Source organism: Paenibacillus athensensis, assembly GCF_004514475.2.
Taxonomy (GTDB): Bacteria; Bacillota; Bacilli; order Paenibacillales; family NBRC-103111; genus Paenibacillus_AL; species Paenibacillus_AL athensensis.
Window position 1 is genome coordinate 816,322 of sequence record NZ_MYFO02000001.1, and the last position, 14,353, is coordinate 830,674.

The 14,353-nt window shown below is 58.1% G+C and carries 14 protein-coding genes; 5 read left to right on the forward strand and 9 right to left on the reverse strand.

Annotation, left to right across the window (positions count from 1 at the left end; all coding sequences use genetic code 11):
- Positions 1–18: 18 nt before the first annotated feature.
- Entirely contained in the window at positions 19–831 is an 813-nt protein-coding gene (locus B5M42_RS03730; RefSeq protein WP_134756310.1) for a C39 family peptidase, read from the reverse strand.
- A gap of 32 nt (positions 832–863) precedes the next feature.
- Entirely contained in the window at positions 864–2,159 is a 1,296-nt protein-coding gene (gene aroA, locus B5M42_RS03735; protein WP_134756311.1) for a 3-phosphoshikimate 1-carboxyvinyltransferase, read from the reverse strand.
- Positions 2,160–2,392: 233 nt separating this feature from the next.
- Between aroA and B5M42_RS03740 the strand changes: the two genes are divergently transcribed.
- Positions 2,393–2,683 (forward strand): rhodanese-like domain-containing protein, encoded by a 291-nt coding sequence (locus tag B5M42_RS03740; protein WP_134756312.1) that lies wholly within the window; start codon positions 2,393–2,395, stop codon positions 2,681–2,683.
- A 48-nt stretch (positions 2,684–2,731) separates the two neighbouring features.
- Here the strand turns inward: B5M42_RS03740 and B5M42_RS03745 are convergent, their stop codons facing one another.
- Complete coding sequence (locus B5M42_RS03745) at positions 2,732–3,238, reverse strand: shikimate kinase (RefSeq protein WP_134756313.1); 507 nt, start codon at positions 3,236–3,238, stop codon at positions 2,732–2,734.
- Positions 3,239–3,414: 176 nt separating this feature from the next.
- On the opposite strand from B5M42_RS03745, the gene B5M42_RS03750 reads away from it, so the two are divergent.
- Positions 3,415–3,720, forward strand: a complete 306-nt coding sequence (locus B5M42_RS03750) for a hypothetical protein (protein WP_134756314.1) — start codon at positions 3,415–3,417, stop codon at positions 3,718–3,720.
- 2 nt (positions 3,721–3,722) lie between these two features.
- Here the strand turns inward: B5M42_RS03750 and gndA are convergent, their stop codons facing one another.
- The 5 genes from gndA to B5M42_RS03775 all read right to left on the reverse strand — a co-directional run bounded on the left by gndA (position 3,723) and on the right by B5M42_RS03775 (position 10,566).
- Positions 3,723–5,141, reverse strand: a complete 1,419-nt coding sequence (gene gndA, locus B5M42_RS03755) for an NADP-dependent phosphogluconate dehydrogenase (RefSeq protein WP_134756315.1) — start codon at positions 5,139–5,141, stop codon at positions 3,723–3,725.
- A 184-nt stretch (positions 5,142–5,325) separates the two neighbouring features.
- On the reverse strand, positions 5,326–6,894 hold the full coding sequence (locus tag B5M42_RS03760) for a gluconokinase (RefSeq protein ID WP_230632610.1): 1,569 nt from the start codon (positions 6,892–6,894) through the stop codon (positions 5,326–5,328).
- 205 nt (positions 6,895–7,099) lie between these two features.
- Complete coding sequence (locus B5M42_RS03765; RefSeq protein WP_134756513.1) at positions 7,100–8,110, reverse strand: LacI family DNA-binding transcriptional regulator; 1,011 nt, start codon at positions 8,108–8,110, stop codon at positions 7,100–7,102.
- Between the two features lie 138 nt (positions 8,111–8,248).
- Positions 8,249–8,845, reverse strand: coding sequence for a hypothetical protein (locus B5M42_RS03770; RefSeq protein WP_134756511.1), 597 nt, complete (start codon positions 8,843–8,845; stop codon positions 8,249–8,251).
- Between the two features lie 236 nt (positions 8,846–9,081).
- On the reverse strand, positions 9,082–10,566 hold the full coding sequence (locus B5M42_RS03775) for a glycosyltransferase family 2 protein (protein ID WP_167690232.1): 1,485 nt from the start codon (positions 10,564–10,566) through the stop codon (positions 9,082–9,084).
- Positions 10,567–10,737: 171 nt separating this feature from the next.
- Between B5M42_RS03775 and B5M42_RS03780 the strand changes: the two genes are divergently transcribed.
- Positions 10,738–11,583: a helix-turn-helix transcriptional regulator gene (locus B5M42_RS03780; protein ID WP_134756507.1), complete on the forward strand. Its 846-nt coding sequence runs from the start codon at positions 10,738–10,740 to the stop codon at positions 11,581–11,583.
- A gap of 245 nt (positions 11,584–11,828) precedes the next feature.
- Here B5M42_RS03780 and B5M42_RS03785 read toward each other — a convergent pair whose 3' ends face one another.
- The gene (locus B5M42_RS03785; RefSeq protein ID WP_167690228.1) at positions 11,829–12,665 is read right to left on the reverse strand and encodes a stalk domain-containing protein; all 837 of its coding nucleotides are present in this window, start codon (positions 12,663–12,665) and stop codon (positions 11,829–11,831) included.
- Between the two features lie 191 nt (positions 12,666–12,856).
- Between B5M42_RS03785 and B5M42_RS03790 the strand changes: the two genes are divergently transcribed.
- The gene (locus B5M42_RS03790; RefSeq protein WP_329959240.1) at positions 12,857–13,501 is read left to right on the forward strand and encodes a DUF1054 domain-containing protein; all 645 of its coding nucleotides are present in this window, start codon (positions 12,857–12,859) and stop codon (positions 13,499–13,501) included.
- Positions 13,502–13,600: 99 nt separating this feature from the next.
- The gene (locus B5M42_RS03795; RefSeq protein WP_134756503.1) at positions 13,601–14,305 is read left to right on the forward strand and encodes a hypothetical protein; all 705 of its coding nucleotides are present in this window, start codon (positions 13,601–13,603) and stop codon (positions 14,303–14,305) included.
- The last annotated feature ends 48 nt before the right edge of the window (positions 14,306–14,353 follow it).

Genomic DNA, 14,353 nt, shown 5'->3' on the forward strand with positions numbered 1-14,353 from the left:
CCTTGAACTGGCTGCCGTTTATTCGGCATAGGTGAGTCCTTGTTTGCCCATCGCTGTCCAGGTATCGACAAATTGGGCTTTATCGATGGCAACGCTTTTCTTCCCGCTCAGCGGGTCGTTCACATAGACATGATTCTCATCAAAGCCCACCATTAATACGGCATGCTCGGAATAGGTCGTTTCGATCGGGCCGATCGGCGTGTCCCAAATCACCCATTTGTATGGCAAATTGTAATCGATTGTCGTCCAGACAACAACGGGAATGCCTGCAGCCACCTGCTTTTCGTAAGCGTCAAACGGCTTGTTGGTCAAATCGACTGCGGTTTTGACGTATTGCGAAAGCAGCGGCAGCAAGCCGGCATGATAAATCCCGAAGCCGCGTCCCTTGCGGGTCACATCGCCGACAAAGCCGGTATTCGGGTTGCCCCAATACGCGACTGAGCCGTCGCTGTTCAGCCTGACAGGCGTCTGGTCCCGCGGCATTTCCGCGACCAGCTCCATCTTGCTTTTGTTGACACCGTAAAATTGCAGCAGCATGGTCAGACTCGTAATTTCACAGCCTGCAGGCAGCTCGGGCAGCTGCCGGACCAGCGGCGCATCGAGCATGGCCGATTGCGGTTGCGGCGGTTCGGGGCTCGACTTCGGCTCCGGGTCGACTGTTTCGGCGGGAGCCGCGACCAGCGGCTGCGCTTGTCCGCGGGAAAGCCAATCCTCTTCCTTACCTGTTACTTTCGCATATAGCAGCACTGAAAAAACACCACTGGCAAACAGCAGCCCGGCAATGAGAAAAAATGCGAAGGTTACTTTCAGTCCTTGCCATAAAATCGTCATGCGGATTCACCCGTTCGCTGTATAGAAGTAGCTTAATCTTCGACAAATTCCACCTGGGCACCAATGGAACGCAAATGATCAAAATACTGCGGATACGATTTAGCGACATGATGCGCATCGTCGATGATCAGCCCTTTGTTCGAGCGCAAGCCAACCACGGTCAACGCCATAATAACGCGATGGTCGAAATGCGCATTGATGGTGACGCCGCCTTCGACGCCTTGCGGCTTGCCGTGCACGATGATTTCGCTTTGCCGCTCTTCGACGTCGGCGCCGGCTTTGCGCAGCTCGTTCAAATAATCGGTGATGCGGTCACATTCCTTGTAGCGCAGGTTCTCCACATTGTAAAAACGTGATGTTCCTTCTGCAAATACAGCGGCCGCAACCATCGCCAGCACGGCGTCGGTGAAATGATCGCCGTCAAACTCGCCGGCCTTGAGCTGCTGGTTGCCCTTGACGTGAACGACGCCGTTCTCGTGCGTCAGGTTGATGCCCATTGCGCGCAATACATCCACGCACGCCTTTTCGCCCTGCTTGCTGTTCTCAGCCAAGCGCAAAACGCGCACATCGGAGTTCGTGACCGCTGCCGCAGCCAGAATCGCCGCGGAACCCGGATAGTCCCCCTGAATCACATATTCCTTGGCTTCATATTTCTGTCTGCCCGGAATCCGGTAATGCATCAGATCTTCGCTTGCTTCAAAACGGATGCCGGCCTGCTCCATGACTTCCAGCGTCTGGCCGACAATAATCTTCGATTTGAGGTCATGGAGCACCTCGATTTCGCTGTCTTCTTCCAGCAACGGAGTCATAAACAGCAGGGAGCTCAAAAATTGCGAGCTGACATTGCCGGACACGGTCAATTTGCCGCCGCGCGGATGTCCCCCTTTAATAGTTATCGGCAGACGGCCGTTATTATGTTGCACCTCAACGCCCATTTGCTGCAGGGTTTCGATCAAATCATCATGCGGACGTTTGCCCAGCGATTCCGGGTACGTATTGACGAACGTCAGATCAGGGCAAAAAGCAGCAATCGACATCAAAAAACGCAGCACCGCTCCGGCGTTGCCGACATTCAGCTCCGATACGTGCTTGGGACGGCTGCCAAAGCCGGTAATGACGATTTTCTCGTCGTCTTCTTCAATAACGGCGCCCAGATCGCGCACGCAGCGGCGCATCGCGTCGCTGTCCTCGCTGTGAGCGGGATAATAAATCGTGCTTGTACCTTCCGCCAACGCGCCGATGAGCAAATAACGGGTCGTGTAGTTTTTAGAGGATAATGCGTTAATTTCGCCTTGCAGGCTGGCGGTTGGTTTTACAATCGCTTTCATGAGTGTCCAATCTCTCCCTACTATCAAATATCCTATCGTTCAGTGTATCACATGTGACACCGGATGGGAACAATTCAAGCAGCAACGCCGCTTGCGCCGGACGCACCGGCAAACAGGTCCCTTTGCGGCCCACTATTCGGCACGGGCGTTTGACACTGCTTCCCCGCTTTCGCTATGATAGAGTGGCATTGGGACTTGCTCCCGCTATTCCTTAACGTAACGGAGGTTTTCCGGTGGAAACCATTTTACCTGCTGAAGTAAAAGAACGGCTGGACCGCGGCGAGTCGCTGACGATTGTCGACGTCCGCGAGGACGAAGAGGTCGCAGCCGGCATGATTGCCGGCGCCCGCCATATCCCGCTCGGCCAGCTGCCGGAGCGCCACAGCGAAATTCCCCGCACCGGGGAAGTCATTCTTGTCTGCCGCAGCGGCGCACGCAGCGGCCGCGCGCTCGGCTACCTGGAGTCGCTTGGCTACGAGGGACTCAAAAACATGACCGGCGGCATGCTGGAATGGGAGAACTAGGTTCTCCCTTTTTTTGTCGGCTGGAAGCTGCTGGTGCTTCACCCGATTTTAAAGCTTGTACTGCAGACGTTCGAGAATTTGCCCGATCACCTGCTCGACGCTGAGCGCGCTTGTATCGATGCTCAAATGGGCGAAATCGTAAGCATGCTTGCGCTGCTCCATCAGCGTCCGCACCCGCTCGCCGACGTCGCCCTGAAGAAGCGGCCGGCTTCGGTCGCTGCTCACGCGCTTGATCACCTCGCCCGCTTCGGCCTTTAAGGCCACGACCAGGCCCCCCTCCAGCATCCGGAGGCGGTTGCGCTCAGCCAACACGATGCCGCCGCCTGTCGCCACCACCTGCCGGCCCTCGGCCAGCACGTCCTCCAGCACGCGGCTCTCCAGCTCGCGAAACTCGGCTTCTCCACGCTGGCGAAACAGCTCGGAGATCGTCGTCCCCTGCTCCTGTTCCACGCGCGCGTCGGTGTCGGTGAACGTCCAGCCAAGTCTGTCCGCCAGCTTGCGGCCGACCGTGGATTTGCCCGAACCCATAAAACCGATCAATACGATGTTGTCCATTTTCTCTTCCTTCTCCCCCTGCTCTGCCTTTTCCGCAAACGGTCTCTCCATCATACCATAGCCAACAAAGTCATGAATACGCGCCGTCAAAAAAACATATAGTATTGTGAATAAATTCCAGCACGAACAGTTATCATGAAATTAAAAACCAAAAGCCGACAAGGAGAGATGTTGCTTTGAACCGAGCCGCCGCTTATCCCGATCCGACCAGAGGCAAGCTGGACCAGCTGCTGCACCCGGGTTACCCGCTCTGCAAGGAAGATGTCGTATGGATTTTGGAATTTATTAAGAAAAAGGTGGCTGAGGAGGACCCGCAGATGCAGGTCACGTCTCAACCACACTTGATAAAAAACTTCTTGTATTTTGCCGAAGTCGCCATGATGCTGATCCACCGCCGCAACGGCTTCGATCAGGAAGCCGACCGGCTGAAGAAATGGCTGCGCGAGGCGGCTTACGGACGGCAGGATTCCCCTGCCGGTTAACCTTATTCGCCGCTGCCGATCCAGTTGTAGTGGAACGAGCCTTCTTTGTCCACGCGCTGGAACGTATGCGCACCGAAGTAGTCGCGCTGCGCCTGCAGCAGATTGGCCGGCAGTCTTTCCGTGCGGTAGCTGTCATAGTAAGCCAGCGCGGAAGCAAACGCCGGTACCGGGATGCCGCGCGTGACGGCTTGAGCGATGACTTCACGCCAAGCGGACTGGTAATTGCCGACGATATCCTGGAAGTAGGCGTCGAGCAGCAGATTTTTCAGCTCCGGATTGCGGTCGTAAGCGTCTTTGATGTTTTGCAGGAAGCGGGCGCGAATGATGCAGCCGCCGCGGAAAATCATCGCGATGTTGCCGTATTGCAGATCCCAGCCGTACTCCTCGGAAGCCGCGCGCATTTGTGCGAAGCCTTGCGCGTAGGAGCAAATTTTGCTGGCATACAGCGCTTTGCGAACCGCTTCGATGAACGCCTTGCGGTCGCCTTCGAAAGTCGGAGCCGTAGGCCCGCTGAGCACCTTGCTTGCTGCCACGCGCTCTTCCTTCATCGCCGAGATGAAGCGCGAGAAGACGGATTCGGTGATGATCGAGAGCGGCACGCCCAGATCCAGCGCGCTTTGGCTGGTCCATTTGCCCGTGCCTTTTTGACCGGCGGAGTCGAGAATCACGTCGACCATCGGCTTGCCGGTTTCTTCGTCATATTTGGTGAAAATGTCGCGGGTAATTTCGATCAGGTAGCTGTCCAGCTCCCCGTTGTTCCATTCGGTGAAAATTTCGTGCAGCTCCTCGGTGCTGACGCCCAGCACGTCCTTGAGCAGCTGGTAAGCTTCGCAGATCAGCTGCATATCGCCGTATTCGATGCCGTTATGGACCATTTTGACATAGTGGCCCGCGCCGTCCGGTCCGATGTAGGTACAGCAAGGGTCGCCGCCTACTTTGGCCGAAATCGCCGTCAGAATCGGCTCGACCAGCTCATAAGCGTCCTTCTGGCCGCCCGGCATGATCGAAGGGCCCTTGAGCGCGCCTTCTTCGCCGCCGGATACGCCTGTACCGACAAAGCGGATGCCGTGAGCTTCCAGCTCCTTGTTGCGGCGCTGCGTATCAGGGAAATACGAGTTGCCGCCGTCGATCAGGATGTCGCCAGGCGACAGGAGCGGCAGCAGCTGGTTGATCGTATCGTCCGTCGGCTTGCCCGCCTTGACCATGATCAGGATTTTGCGCGGTACTTCGAGCGATTCCACGAATTCTTCCACGCTGTATGTACCGACAAGCTGCTTGCCCGGAGCTTCTGCCAGAAGCTCCTTTGTTTTTTCCGCCGAGCGGTTGAATACGGATACGGTAAAGCCTCTGCTTTCGATGTTCAGCGCGAGGTTTTTCCCCATGACCGCCAGACCGACGACGCCGATTTGTTGTTTTGCCATTGCTCTCTCTACATCCTTCCGATTATAAGTATTCTGCCTATAGCATCCCATTGTTCCGCGAAAATGTCAAAGCGCCGGCCTTCGGCCGCATCGCGGGCCGCTGACCGCCCGACGCTCCTTCACGCCGCTGACCGGCTGCCGCAGGGGCGCCGGGTTGCAATCAATTCATCGCTGGTGCGGCGCATTAGCTGCTCGCATGGCGGTGGGACAACGCCTGGAAAGCGGAAATTGCATCGAACTGATCTTTTAATTGATGATATACGCTCTCATAAATAGATGTCAATTGCTTATATGTGCGATGATCGTTTTCATTGGGCTCGTGGACGGCTTCCAGCTGAACCCAGTCGGCGGTTTGCCGCAGATCAGCGATTTCGCCCATTGCCAAGAGGCCAAGCATCGCTGCGCCCAGCGCCGAGCTTTCGATGGCGTCCGGCACGCCGAGCCGCGCGCCCAGCACGTCGGCGAGCATTTGCCGCCAGAAAACGGAGCGGGCGAAGCCGCCGGAGGCGCGGATTTCCGCAGCCGGTCCGGCCAGCTCCTGCAGCGCCGCGGCCACGGAATGAATGCGCAGCATGACGCCTTCGAGCACGGCGCGGATCATATGCTTTTTATCGTGATACAGCGACAGGCCGAAAAAGACGCCGCGCGCGTTCGCGTTCCAGTAAGGCGCCCGCTCGCCGCTGAGCAGCGGCAGAAACAGCAGGCCCTCCGAGCCGGCCGGCACCTCGGCCGCCAGCTCGGTCAAATAATCGTACGGGTCCATGCCGCGGCGCCGCCCCTCCTCCGCCTCCAGCGTCGCCAGCCGGTCGCGCACCCAACGCAGCATGATGCCGCCGTTATTGATCGGGCCGCCGATCACCCACTGGTTCTCCAGCAGCGCGTAGCAGAACAGCCGGCCTTGGGGATCGATTGCCGGGCGCGGCGCGATGCCGCGCACGGCGCCGCTTGTGCCGATCGTCACAGCAATCACACCCGGCTGCGTGGCCCCGACGCCGAGATTGGCGAGCGCACCGTCGGATGCGCCTACGACAAACGGCGTGTTCGGATCAAGCCCCATCGCCTCGGCGTATTCGCTTTTCATGCCCTCCAGCCTGTACACCGCCGGCACCGGCTCGGAAAGCTGCCCGCGCGTCACGCCAGCCAGCTGGAGCGCCTCCTCGTCCCAATCGAGCCGCTCCAGCCGGAATAAGCCCGTAGCGCTTGCCAGCGGGTAGTCGACGACGTAGCGGCCGAACAGCTTGGCGAAGACGAACTCCTTGATCCCGATCCATTTAAAAGCACGCTGCAAAAGCTCCGGCTGCTGCTCGCGAAACCACATCAGCTTGGTCAGCGGCGACATCGGATGGATCGGTGTTCCGGTGCGTCCGTAAATCGCCGTCCCCACACCGCTCGCCTTCAGCTCGTCGGCCACGCGGGCGCTGCGGTTGTCGGCCCATGTGATGCATGGCGTCAGCGGCGTCGTGTCTGCGCTTACGGCAAGCAGCGAATGCATCGCCGAGCTGAACGACGCGCACACAATGTCGCCGGGCCGCGCGTCCAGCTTGCGCATCACGATGCCGACGCCTTGCAGCACGGCGCGGAATATATCGAGCGGGTCCTGCTCGGCGCGGTCGGCCGCAGGCGTGTATAGCGGGTATTCGACCGCATGCGAAGCCATCACCCGGCCTTCGCGGCTGACAAGCAGCGTCTTCGTGCTCGTGGTGCCGATATCAACGGCAAGTATGTACGGCTTGGCCGCTGCTGGTATGCTCATAGTTTGGTTTCTCCTCCGCATTGGTTTGAAAGCCCTCGAGGCGTCGTCGCCGACGCAGCAAGCGGGCTGCTTGATGCCAAGCAGCGTCAGTCCGGGCGCCCCGCTCAAGCAGCTCGTCCGCCCGGGCTTCGACAAAGCTGGCCGGGCTCGACCGAGCCGCTTGGCTGTGCGGGCGGCGCGCCGGGTGCGCCCAGCCCGACCGCTGCTACTGCTCCCGGGCCGGAGCCGCCGCCGACTCGCGGACGACCAGCTCCGTGCGCAGCAGCACGCGCCCGCTGGCCGGCTGCTTGCGCTCGATCCCTTGCAGCAGCCGCTGCGCGCCTTCCCGGCTGATCCGCTCGATCGGCCGGCGCACCGTCGTCAACGCGGGCGACGTAAACGCCGCGAAGACGGTGTCGTCAAAGCCGACGACCGAGACGTCGCGCGGCACCGCCAGCCCGGCTTCTGCGGCGGCTTTGATCGCGCCGAGCGCCATCTCGTCGTTGCAGCAAAATACCGCCGTCGGCCGCGCCGCCAGGCTGATGAACTGCTGCATCGCCCGGTGGCCGCTCGCAAGATCGTATTGGCCCGGATAGCGGTGCGCTTCATCAAGCGCCAGTCCGTGCCGGGCCAGAGCCCGCGCAAAGCCGGCCCGGCGGTGCTCCGCCGACTGAAAGCCGGCCCGGCCCTCGACGAGCGCGATGCGCCGGTGTCCTTGTCCGATCAGATAGGACACGGCCTGATACGCGCCTTCCTCTTCATCGGACAGCACGTTCAGCGCGTCCGCTGTCGTGACGGAGCGGTTCAACACCGCGATCGGAATGCCTTGGGCGACGGCGTGCTCAATGAACGGCTGGTCCTCGGCGCTCTGGCTGACGACGATCAAGCCGTCGAAGCTTTTGCGGGCAATCGCATGAAAGCTCGTATAATCGTCGATGCCTTTAACGATCAGCTGGTAACGGTCGCCGATCACGCCGTTGACACCGCGGATCGCTTCATAAAAGAAGCCGGCCGACGTTCCCTTGCTCAGTGTCGTGAAAAAAAGCCCCAAATTATACGAGCGATCCAAAACGAGTCCCTTCGCGCTAAAGTTCGGCGAATACTGAAGCTGCTCGGCCAGCTGCCGGATGCGCGCCTTCGTCTCGCCGCTGATCAGCGGACTGTCGTTCAGCGCCCGCGAAACGGTCGTGTGCGACACGCCTGCGAGCTTGGCGATATCTTTGATCGTCACACTCATGGTTACACCTCACAAACAGTGTATCACATTCATGCACACGTTAACAATGCTCTGTTTGCGCAAAAAAAGAGGAGCTCTGCGAAACTTGGGTCGTCCGCTTGCTCCTCGAATGAGCTTATGCCTATAGTCGTAAATCACTCACATCTCCAGCAGCAGCATTTCCTGGCGCAGCTCGGCAAGCTTGAGCTTGCTGTCGGCTGCCGCTTGCGCGTCGCCTGCTTCCAGTGCGTCATGCAGCGTGGCCAGCTCGTAATCCAGCTCCAGCCGCAGCACCGGGATGCGTTCGTCCGGCCGCTTGGAGCGCAGCGCCTGCATCACCTCTTCGACGGTGACGACGGGCTCTTTTTGATACAACACCTTATGCTCGATGCCGGAAATTTCCACCATACGGATGATTTCGCCGAACATGATATTTTCAATCAGAATTTGCCGGTCCTTGAACCGTTTGACGACGGCATGACCGCGCGTATCGCCGATCATCTTCTCCATCATCTCGGCCAGCTTCTCGTCCTTGAAGGAGTAGTTGCCGACAATTTTATACTTTTCGCCGATGCGCTCAAATTTCAGCTTGACCAGCTTCCGCCCGGTCCGGATAGAAATAATGAATTGCTGCTCGCTTTCGTTCCAATACAAGGAATAGCCTTCCTGAATCAGCGCTTTGATAAAATTCCGGATTAGCCGACGATCAAATCGTAACTCTAGGTTGCAATACTCAACTTCATGACTTTTACTCACGGCAATCCCCTCCATATCGAATCATCGCTATTTTACAAAATATTCAGACAACTTTTCCTTATATCCTTATCTTATTATGAATTCTATGTTTTAGCAACTTGGATTATTGACAAATTTTTAAGTGAAAACATACAAAAAAGCCCTCGCAGGAGGGCCGGTTCGGGTATTGCAGATAAGCAAAACCTTCGTTATCCTGTTTGTAAAGCCTATACGCACAGCAATGGCGACATATCGGGTCAAGCCTGCGCGTTCATCCGGTCCGGCACGCCGATCGTCCAGCTCCCTTCCGGCAGCAGCTGTGCGGCCAGTTGGGCCATCTCCTCTACCGGGGACCAGTAGTAGCGTTCCATGACGGCGCGGTTATTGCCCGGAACAAACGCATATTCGATGGCAAAGCCGTCTGCCGCCGGCGCGGTTTCCAGCGTAATCAGCCGTTTGACGATTGCCGGTGGCACCAGCTTCGGCTGGGGCGGCGCTTCATCGCCAGCAAGCAGCAACACGACGGTCTTCGCCACCCGTCCCGCTTCGCGCAGCAGTTGGGCGGCCAGCGCCGGGTGCAGCAGCCGGATGAAATCGGTGATGACAGCCGTATCGAAATACCCGTCGGTAAAAAACGTCCGGCAGCCCAGCGAATAGCTGACGCTGACGTCCGGCAGCTCGCTGCGCAGCCGCCCGAGACTTGTCTCGTTGTACGCGAGCAGATGGGTCGCGCCAAAGCTGCGGGCACAGTCCGGATCGTCCATGCCGATCAACAGCGTGCGCGCGCCTTCCGCCCTAAGCGCAGTACCGTCTGCGAGCCGCTGCTTGTAAGCAGCGCCGAACCATTGCCCGGTCTGCAAGCTTTGCAGCTTGAGCATCATCGCGTCGAAAAAAAGCCCCGGATACATCAGCATCAGCTCAGTCGGCACGATACCATACAGCTTGTGCAAAAGCTCCGCGTTGTTCGCATGCGACACGGAATGCTTTTTGGTATGGGATTTGGGATGAGGCAGATGGAGCGCGCAGGCTTCCCGTTCAAAATGAAACACGGCTTGGGCTTCAAAAAGCCGCAGCGCAAACTCGACGTCCTCGCAGCCCCAGCCGAGGAAGCGCTCCTCGAAGCCGCCCGCCTGGCGCACCAGCTCGGCCGGGACGGACATTGCGCACGTCATGCCGTAAGCCCACGGCAGCGCGAGACGGCTCAAATCGTCGGCGTTAGCGCGCGCGACGCCCTCCCGCTCGTCTCCCCAGCCCGGAACGGCGCTCAAGCGTTCGACGACTTGCGGCAGGTTGTCCGGCGTCAGGCTTTCGGCGGCAAGCGGCGACATGTCGTCGCGTTGCGGGTCGATCTCCAGCCCCGCGATCCGGTGGTACAGCACGCGCGACGACATCTGGATAAACCGCGCTGCGACGATATTCGTAAACTCCTTGCCGACCAATACGCCGGCATCGAGAAACACAATGACATCGCCGCTCGCTTGCCGGATGCCGAGATTGCGGGTACGCGAACGGCAGGAGCGCTCGTCCCTGGCCCGGTACACATAGACAAAATGAGTGAAGCGGCCGGCGTAATCATTGACAATGTCATGCGTGCCGTCGCTGGAGCCGTCGTCGATCACCACGACCTCCATGTCCACGCCCGCCTCCAGACGCTGATCTGCCAAATAATCCAGCCCTGTCTTGAGCAATTCCTTGAAATTGTAGGTCGGGATGATATAGGAAACCTTGACGCTGTCCATCATTGATCTCTCCTTTTCCATGCTCGATTCGGCTTGACCGCTCGGCCGGTAGCAGCGCGAGCCCAATGGTTTATTTTTAAACTTAGCAGTCCGCCGTTATAATGGAAATGAACAAACTTCCTGCTCATTGAACAATCAAGCTGATAATTTATCCAGATAGGGATTGTGATCACCATGACCATAGACGCCGCTTGTATTCACAGCCTGGGTTACTCGGAACATCGGCAAGCTTTTTCCATTTCGTGCATTTCGTCGCTGCAGCATTTTTTGTTCCGGTTGCAGGTCAAGGGAAGGTCGCGCGCCTGGGTGCAGGGCTCGATGCGGACCATTGAACCGGGCGACCTGCTTATCTACCGCCCCGGAGATACGTATGCGCTGCAGATCGACGATCCGGTCGACGATGACGACACGCCAAGCGCGGATTATTATGTAATCGGCAACGCGCCGTGGCTGGAGGTCTGGTTCGCCCAGTTGACGCCGCCGCCGCTGATGCACGTGGACGAGCCGCATGACATTATCCACACCTGGCGGCAAATGGTCGTCGAGAAGCATCGGCGCGACTCGCTGACCGACGAAATTCTGAACTGTTACTTTCGGCTGTTCATTTTGTCGCTGAGCCGGATGCTCCAATACAAGCTGCAACCCCGGCGCCTGAGCGCCAGCGCGGCCCACCGGATGAAGCTGTTCATCGAGCAAAACGCCACTGCGCCGCTGACGCTAAAGCGCATTGCCGATTATGCGGGACTGAGCGTTTCGCGGGCTTCTCATCTGTTCAAGGAAACCTTTCACCGATCGCCGATCGATTATTTGATCGAGCTGCGGCTGCAAACCGCCTGCGAGCATCTGCGCATCGGACAACTGCCCTTGCGCCAAGCCGCCGAATTCGCCGGCTTTAATCATTACACGTATTTCCACCGCCTGTTCTGCAAACGTCTGGGCATGACGCCAAGCGAGTACCGCCTGCGGACGCAAGGAGCCGTTTGGCCGGTCGAAGAAAGCGAAACGGAGCAAGACCGCTAACTGCGCGCACGGGAAAAAGCACCCCGGCAGGAATCGGGCGCTTGACGAAGGCTTGATTGTTGTATTTAAAATACAAAACATGTTTCAATGATAAAAAAAAATCGCCTTCCTCTCCTGCCGATGAGGCTCGGCGAGCGGAAGACGATGAGACAAGCCGACCGTAACTCGGCCGGTGTTGCGCCGTGCATGTACGGGAGCAGCTGATCGGGCTTTTTATTCGAGATGCCAATAACCGACACCCTGCCCTACTTGCCGGCCTCCAAATCCTCTCGGACCGAGGTAGCTACCAAATAATCGCCGTTCTCGACGAATTTGGTCAGCCGCATCGTAGTCCGGTAGTAGTGATTGTTCTCAGTCAGCACATAGCTGTACGTGTTTTCCTCCGGCAGCTTGTCGATGATAACAGGCGTGATGTAGTAATACTTGTCGCCGATCTGATAGGAGCGTGTCGTCTCGACATAGGAGCGGATGGCCGCGAGCTTGGCGCTGTCGGTTTCACCCGTCACGATGATCATGTCGCTGCTGCTGGTGGCGTACGAAATTGCCGGTGTTTCCTTCCAGCGCAGCCGCAGCTCGTTTTCACTGACGTACAGCTCGCCGGTGAATTTTTCACGTACTTTTTGCAGGCCGCTGGTGTCAATGCCCATGCGGTTGACGTCCTTGACCCGATAATACGTTTTGTCGGACATGTTCATCAGCACCGGATACACGCCGCCCAAATATTGCATATTGTACGCATATGGATAAGTCAGCGTAAATTCCGGATAGTTCTCCGAGACATTACCGTCCGTCTGGTCGGGAGTGACTTTGCTGGTAATGTAAATCGTCTGCGTCGCGCCCTGCCAGTTGACGGTAGCCCCCAAATAACCGGCCAGCTCCTTGAGCGGCAAATAGCTCGAATCGTTATACACTAGCGTCGGATGCTCCAGCGCAACCGGCTCGCCGTTGACGACAATCTTGAAATCGCTGCGCAGGTAGGCGTCGACCCGCTGGACGACATCTTGGGCGTAAACGCCCGCCGTGAAGCAGGTGCCCATCAGCGTACCAAGCAGTGCGACCTTTTTCCATTTTCGTGTGATCATGAGCTTGCGGTCCTCCTCCTTGCGGATTGCTAATCGGTCCATATTCGGTACTATTCGCCAAAATACGCGCCGTTTCCTGCTTGCTTGCGCATAAATGCAGCCGCAAGGCGCAATTGCAGCCTGCTGCAAATTCCGTTAGAATGTGGGATAGATCAGAGATCGATCAGGGCTTGACCGCAAGGAGAGGATGAATGACGATGAGTTTTGAGGGATTTACCCCATATGATTTCGACACGTTTACGATAGAGGGGCTGGACGGCCGGATGGCCGCGATCAAGGAGCGCATTCAGCCGAAATTTCGCGAGTTGGGCGCACGGCTTTGCGCGGAGCTGTCGCTGCTGTGCGGCAATGAAATGTTCCTGCATATCGCGCAGCATGCGCGCCGCAAGGTGAATGCGCCGGTCGATACGTGGCTGGCGATCTGTCCGAACAAGCGCGGGTACAAAATGGTGCCGCATTTTCAGGTCGGGCTGTTCGACGACCGCCTGTTCATCTGGCTGGCGCTCATCTATGAGCTGCCCAACAAACGGGCGATTGCCGAACGGATGCTTGCGCAGTTGGACGAGCTGGCAGCGGCTGTGCCGGACGATTTCCACATTTCCTTTGATCATATGAAAAAAAACGCGTTGTCCGTGTCTGCGCTCGGCCGCGAAGGCTGGCAAACGGCGCTGGGCAAATTCCGCGACGTGAAAAGCGTCGAGCTGCTGCTTGGCCGCGTATTGGCTGCGGACGAGCCCGTGCTCGGCCAGCCCGAGCAGTTGGAAACGCTGATCCGCGATACGTTTGCGCGCCTATTGCCGTTCTATAGAACGGCGACTCAGGGCGATTTAAGCTAAATTTTAGGTTAACCTAAGGTTCCTTTAAAGTAGGATTAACGGTTTCGGCGCACACTAGTGGATGTAATTCCCACCCACCAGTGAAAGGAGAAACATTGCATGAATCCTAGCTATGCTAAGAAACTGATCGTCAGCTCCATTGCCCTGTCGCTCGTTCTCGGCGGCGGTACGTTGTATACGGCGCGAGCGACGGCGCACGCGCAGGCGGAAGCCTCCGGCCAGCAGACGACTGGCGCTGTGCAGACGAAAGCCGACGAGAAGGCGCACAAAGGCCACGGCAAGCGCTGGCCGATTATCGACGAAGCCGCATCCGTCATCGGGGTCGATAAGACCGCGCTGGAGGCTTCGCTGAAATCCGGCAAAAGCATCGTCGAGGCCGCAGCCGAGAAGGGCGTCAGCGAAGCCGATCTGACGGCCAAGCTGACCGCCTTTCGCAGCGGCAAAATCGACGAGGCCGTCAAAGCCGGCAAGCTGACGGCCGACAAGGCCGCGGAGATGAAGCAGCGTCTCGGCGAGCATCTGAAATTCGTGCTCAACGACAAGCAGCTGCTGGACAAAATCGAGCGCCGCGGCCACGGTCGTCATCAAGGGCTGCGGCCGGATAGCGGCAAGCTCGCCAAAGCGCTCGGCATCAGCAAAGACGAGCTGCACAAGAGCCTCCGCTCCGGCCAGTCCTTGGCCGATATCGCCGCAGCCAAGGGCATGTCGCGCGAGCAGCTCGTTGCTACAATCAAGGAGCAGCTGACGCCGTCGATTGAGAAAATGATCGACCGGAAAAAACCTGCCGACAAATCGGCGAAATAACCATTCCCTTTGAAGCCAACTTCCTTTCACAAAAGCCATCCGGTGCGG

Bases quoted from the DNA above. Each gene is read 5' to 3' on its own strand.
- B5M42_RS03730 (WP_134756310.1), bottom strand. From the start codon at position 831: ATGACGATTTTATGGCAAGGACTGAAAGTAACCTTCGCATTTTTTCTC.
- aroA (WP_134756311.1), bottom strand. From the start codon at position 2,159: ATGAAAGCGATTGTAAAACCAACCGCCAGCCTGCAAGGCGAAATTAAC.
- B5M42_RS03745 (WP_134756313.1), bottom strand. From the start codon at position 3,238: ATGGACAACATCGTATTGATCGGTTTTATGGGTTCGGGCAAATCCACG.
- gndA (WP_134756315.1), bottom strand. From the start codon at position 5,141: ATGGCAAAACAACAAATCGGCGTCGTCGGTCTGGCGGTCATGGGGAAA.
- B5M42_RS03760 (WP_230632610.1), bottom strand. From the start codon at position 6,894: ATGAGCATACCAGCAGCGGCCAAGCCGTACATACTTGCCGTTGATATC.
- B5M42_RS03765 (WP_134756513.1), bottom strand. From the start codon at position 8,110: ATGAGTGTGACGATCAAAGATATCGCCAAGCTCGCAGGCGTGTCGCAC.
- B5M42_RS03775 (WP_167690232.1), bottom strand. From the start codon at position 10,566: ATGATGGACAGCGTCAAGGTTTCCTATATCATCCCGACCTACAATTTC.
- B5M42_RS03780 (WP_134756507.1), top strand. From the start codon at position 10,738: ATGACCATAGACGCCGCTTGTATTCACAGCCTGGGTTACTCGGAACAT.
- B5M42_RS03785 (WP_167690228.1), bottom strand. From the start codon at position 12,665: ATGATCACACGAAAATGGAAAAAGGTCGCACTGCTTGGTACGCTGATG.
- B5M42_RS03790 (WP_329959240.1), top strand. From the start codon at position 12,857: ATGACGATGAGTTTTGAGGGATTTACCCCATATGATTTCGACACGTTT.
- B5M42_RS03795 (WP_134756503.1), top strand. From the start codon at position 13,601: ATGAATCCTAGCTATGCTAAGAAACTGATCGTCAGCTCCATTGCCCTG.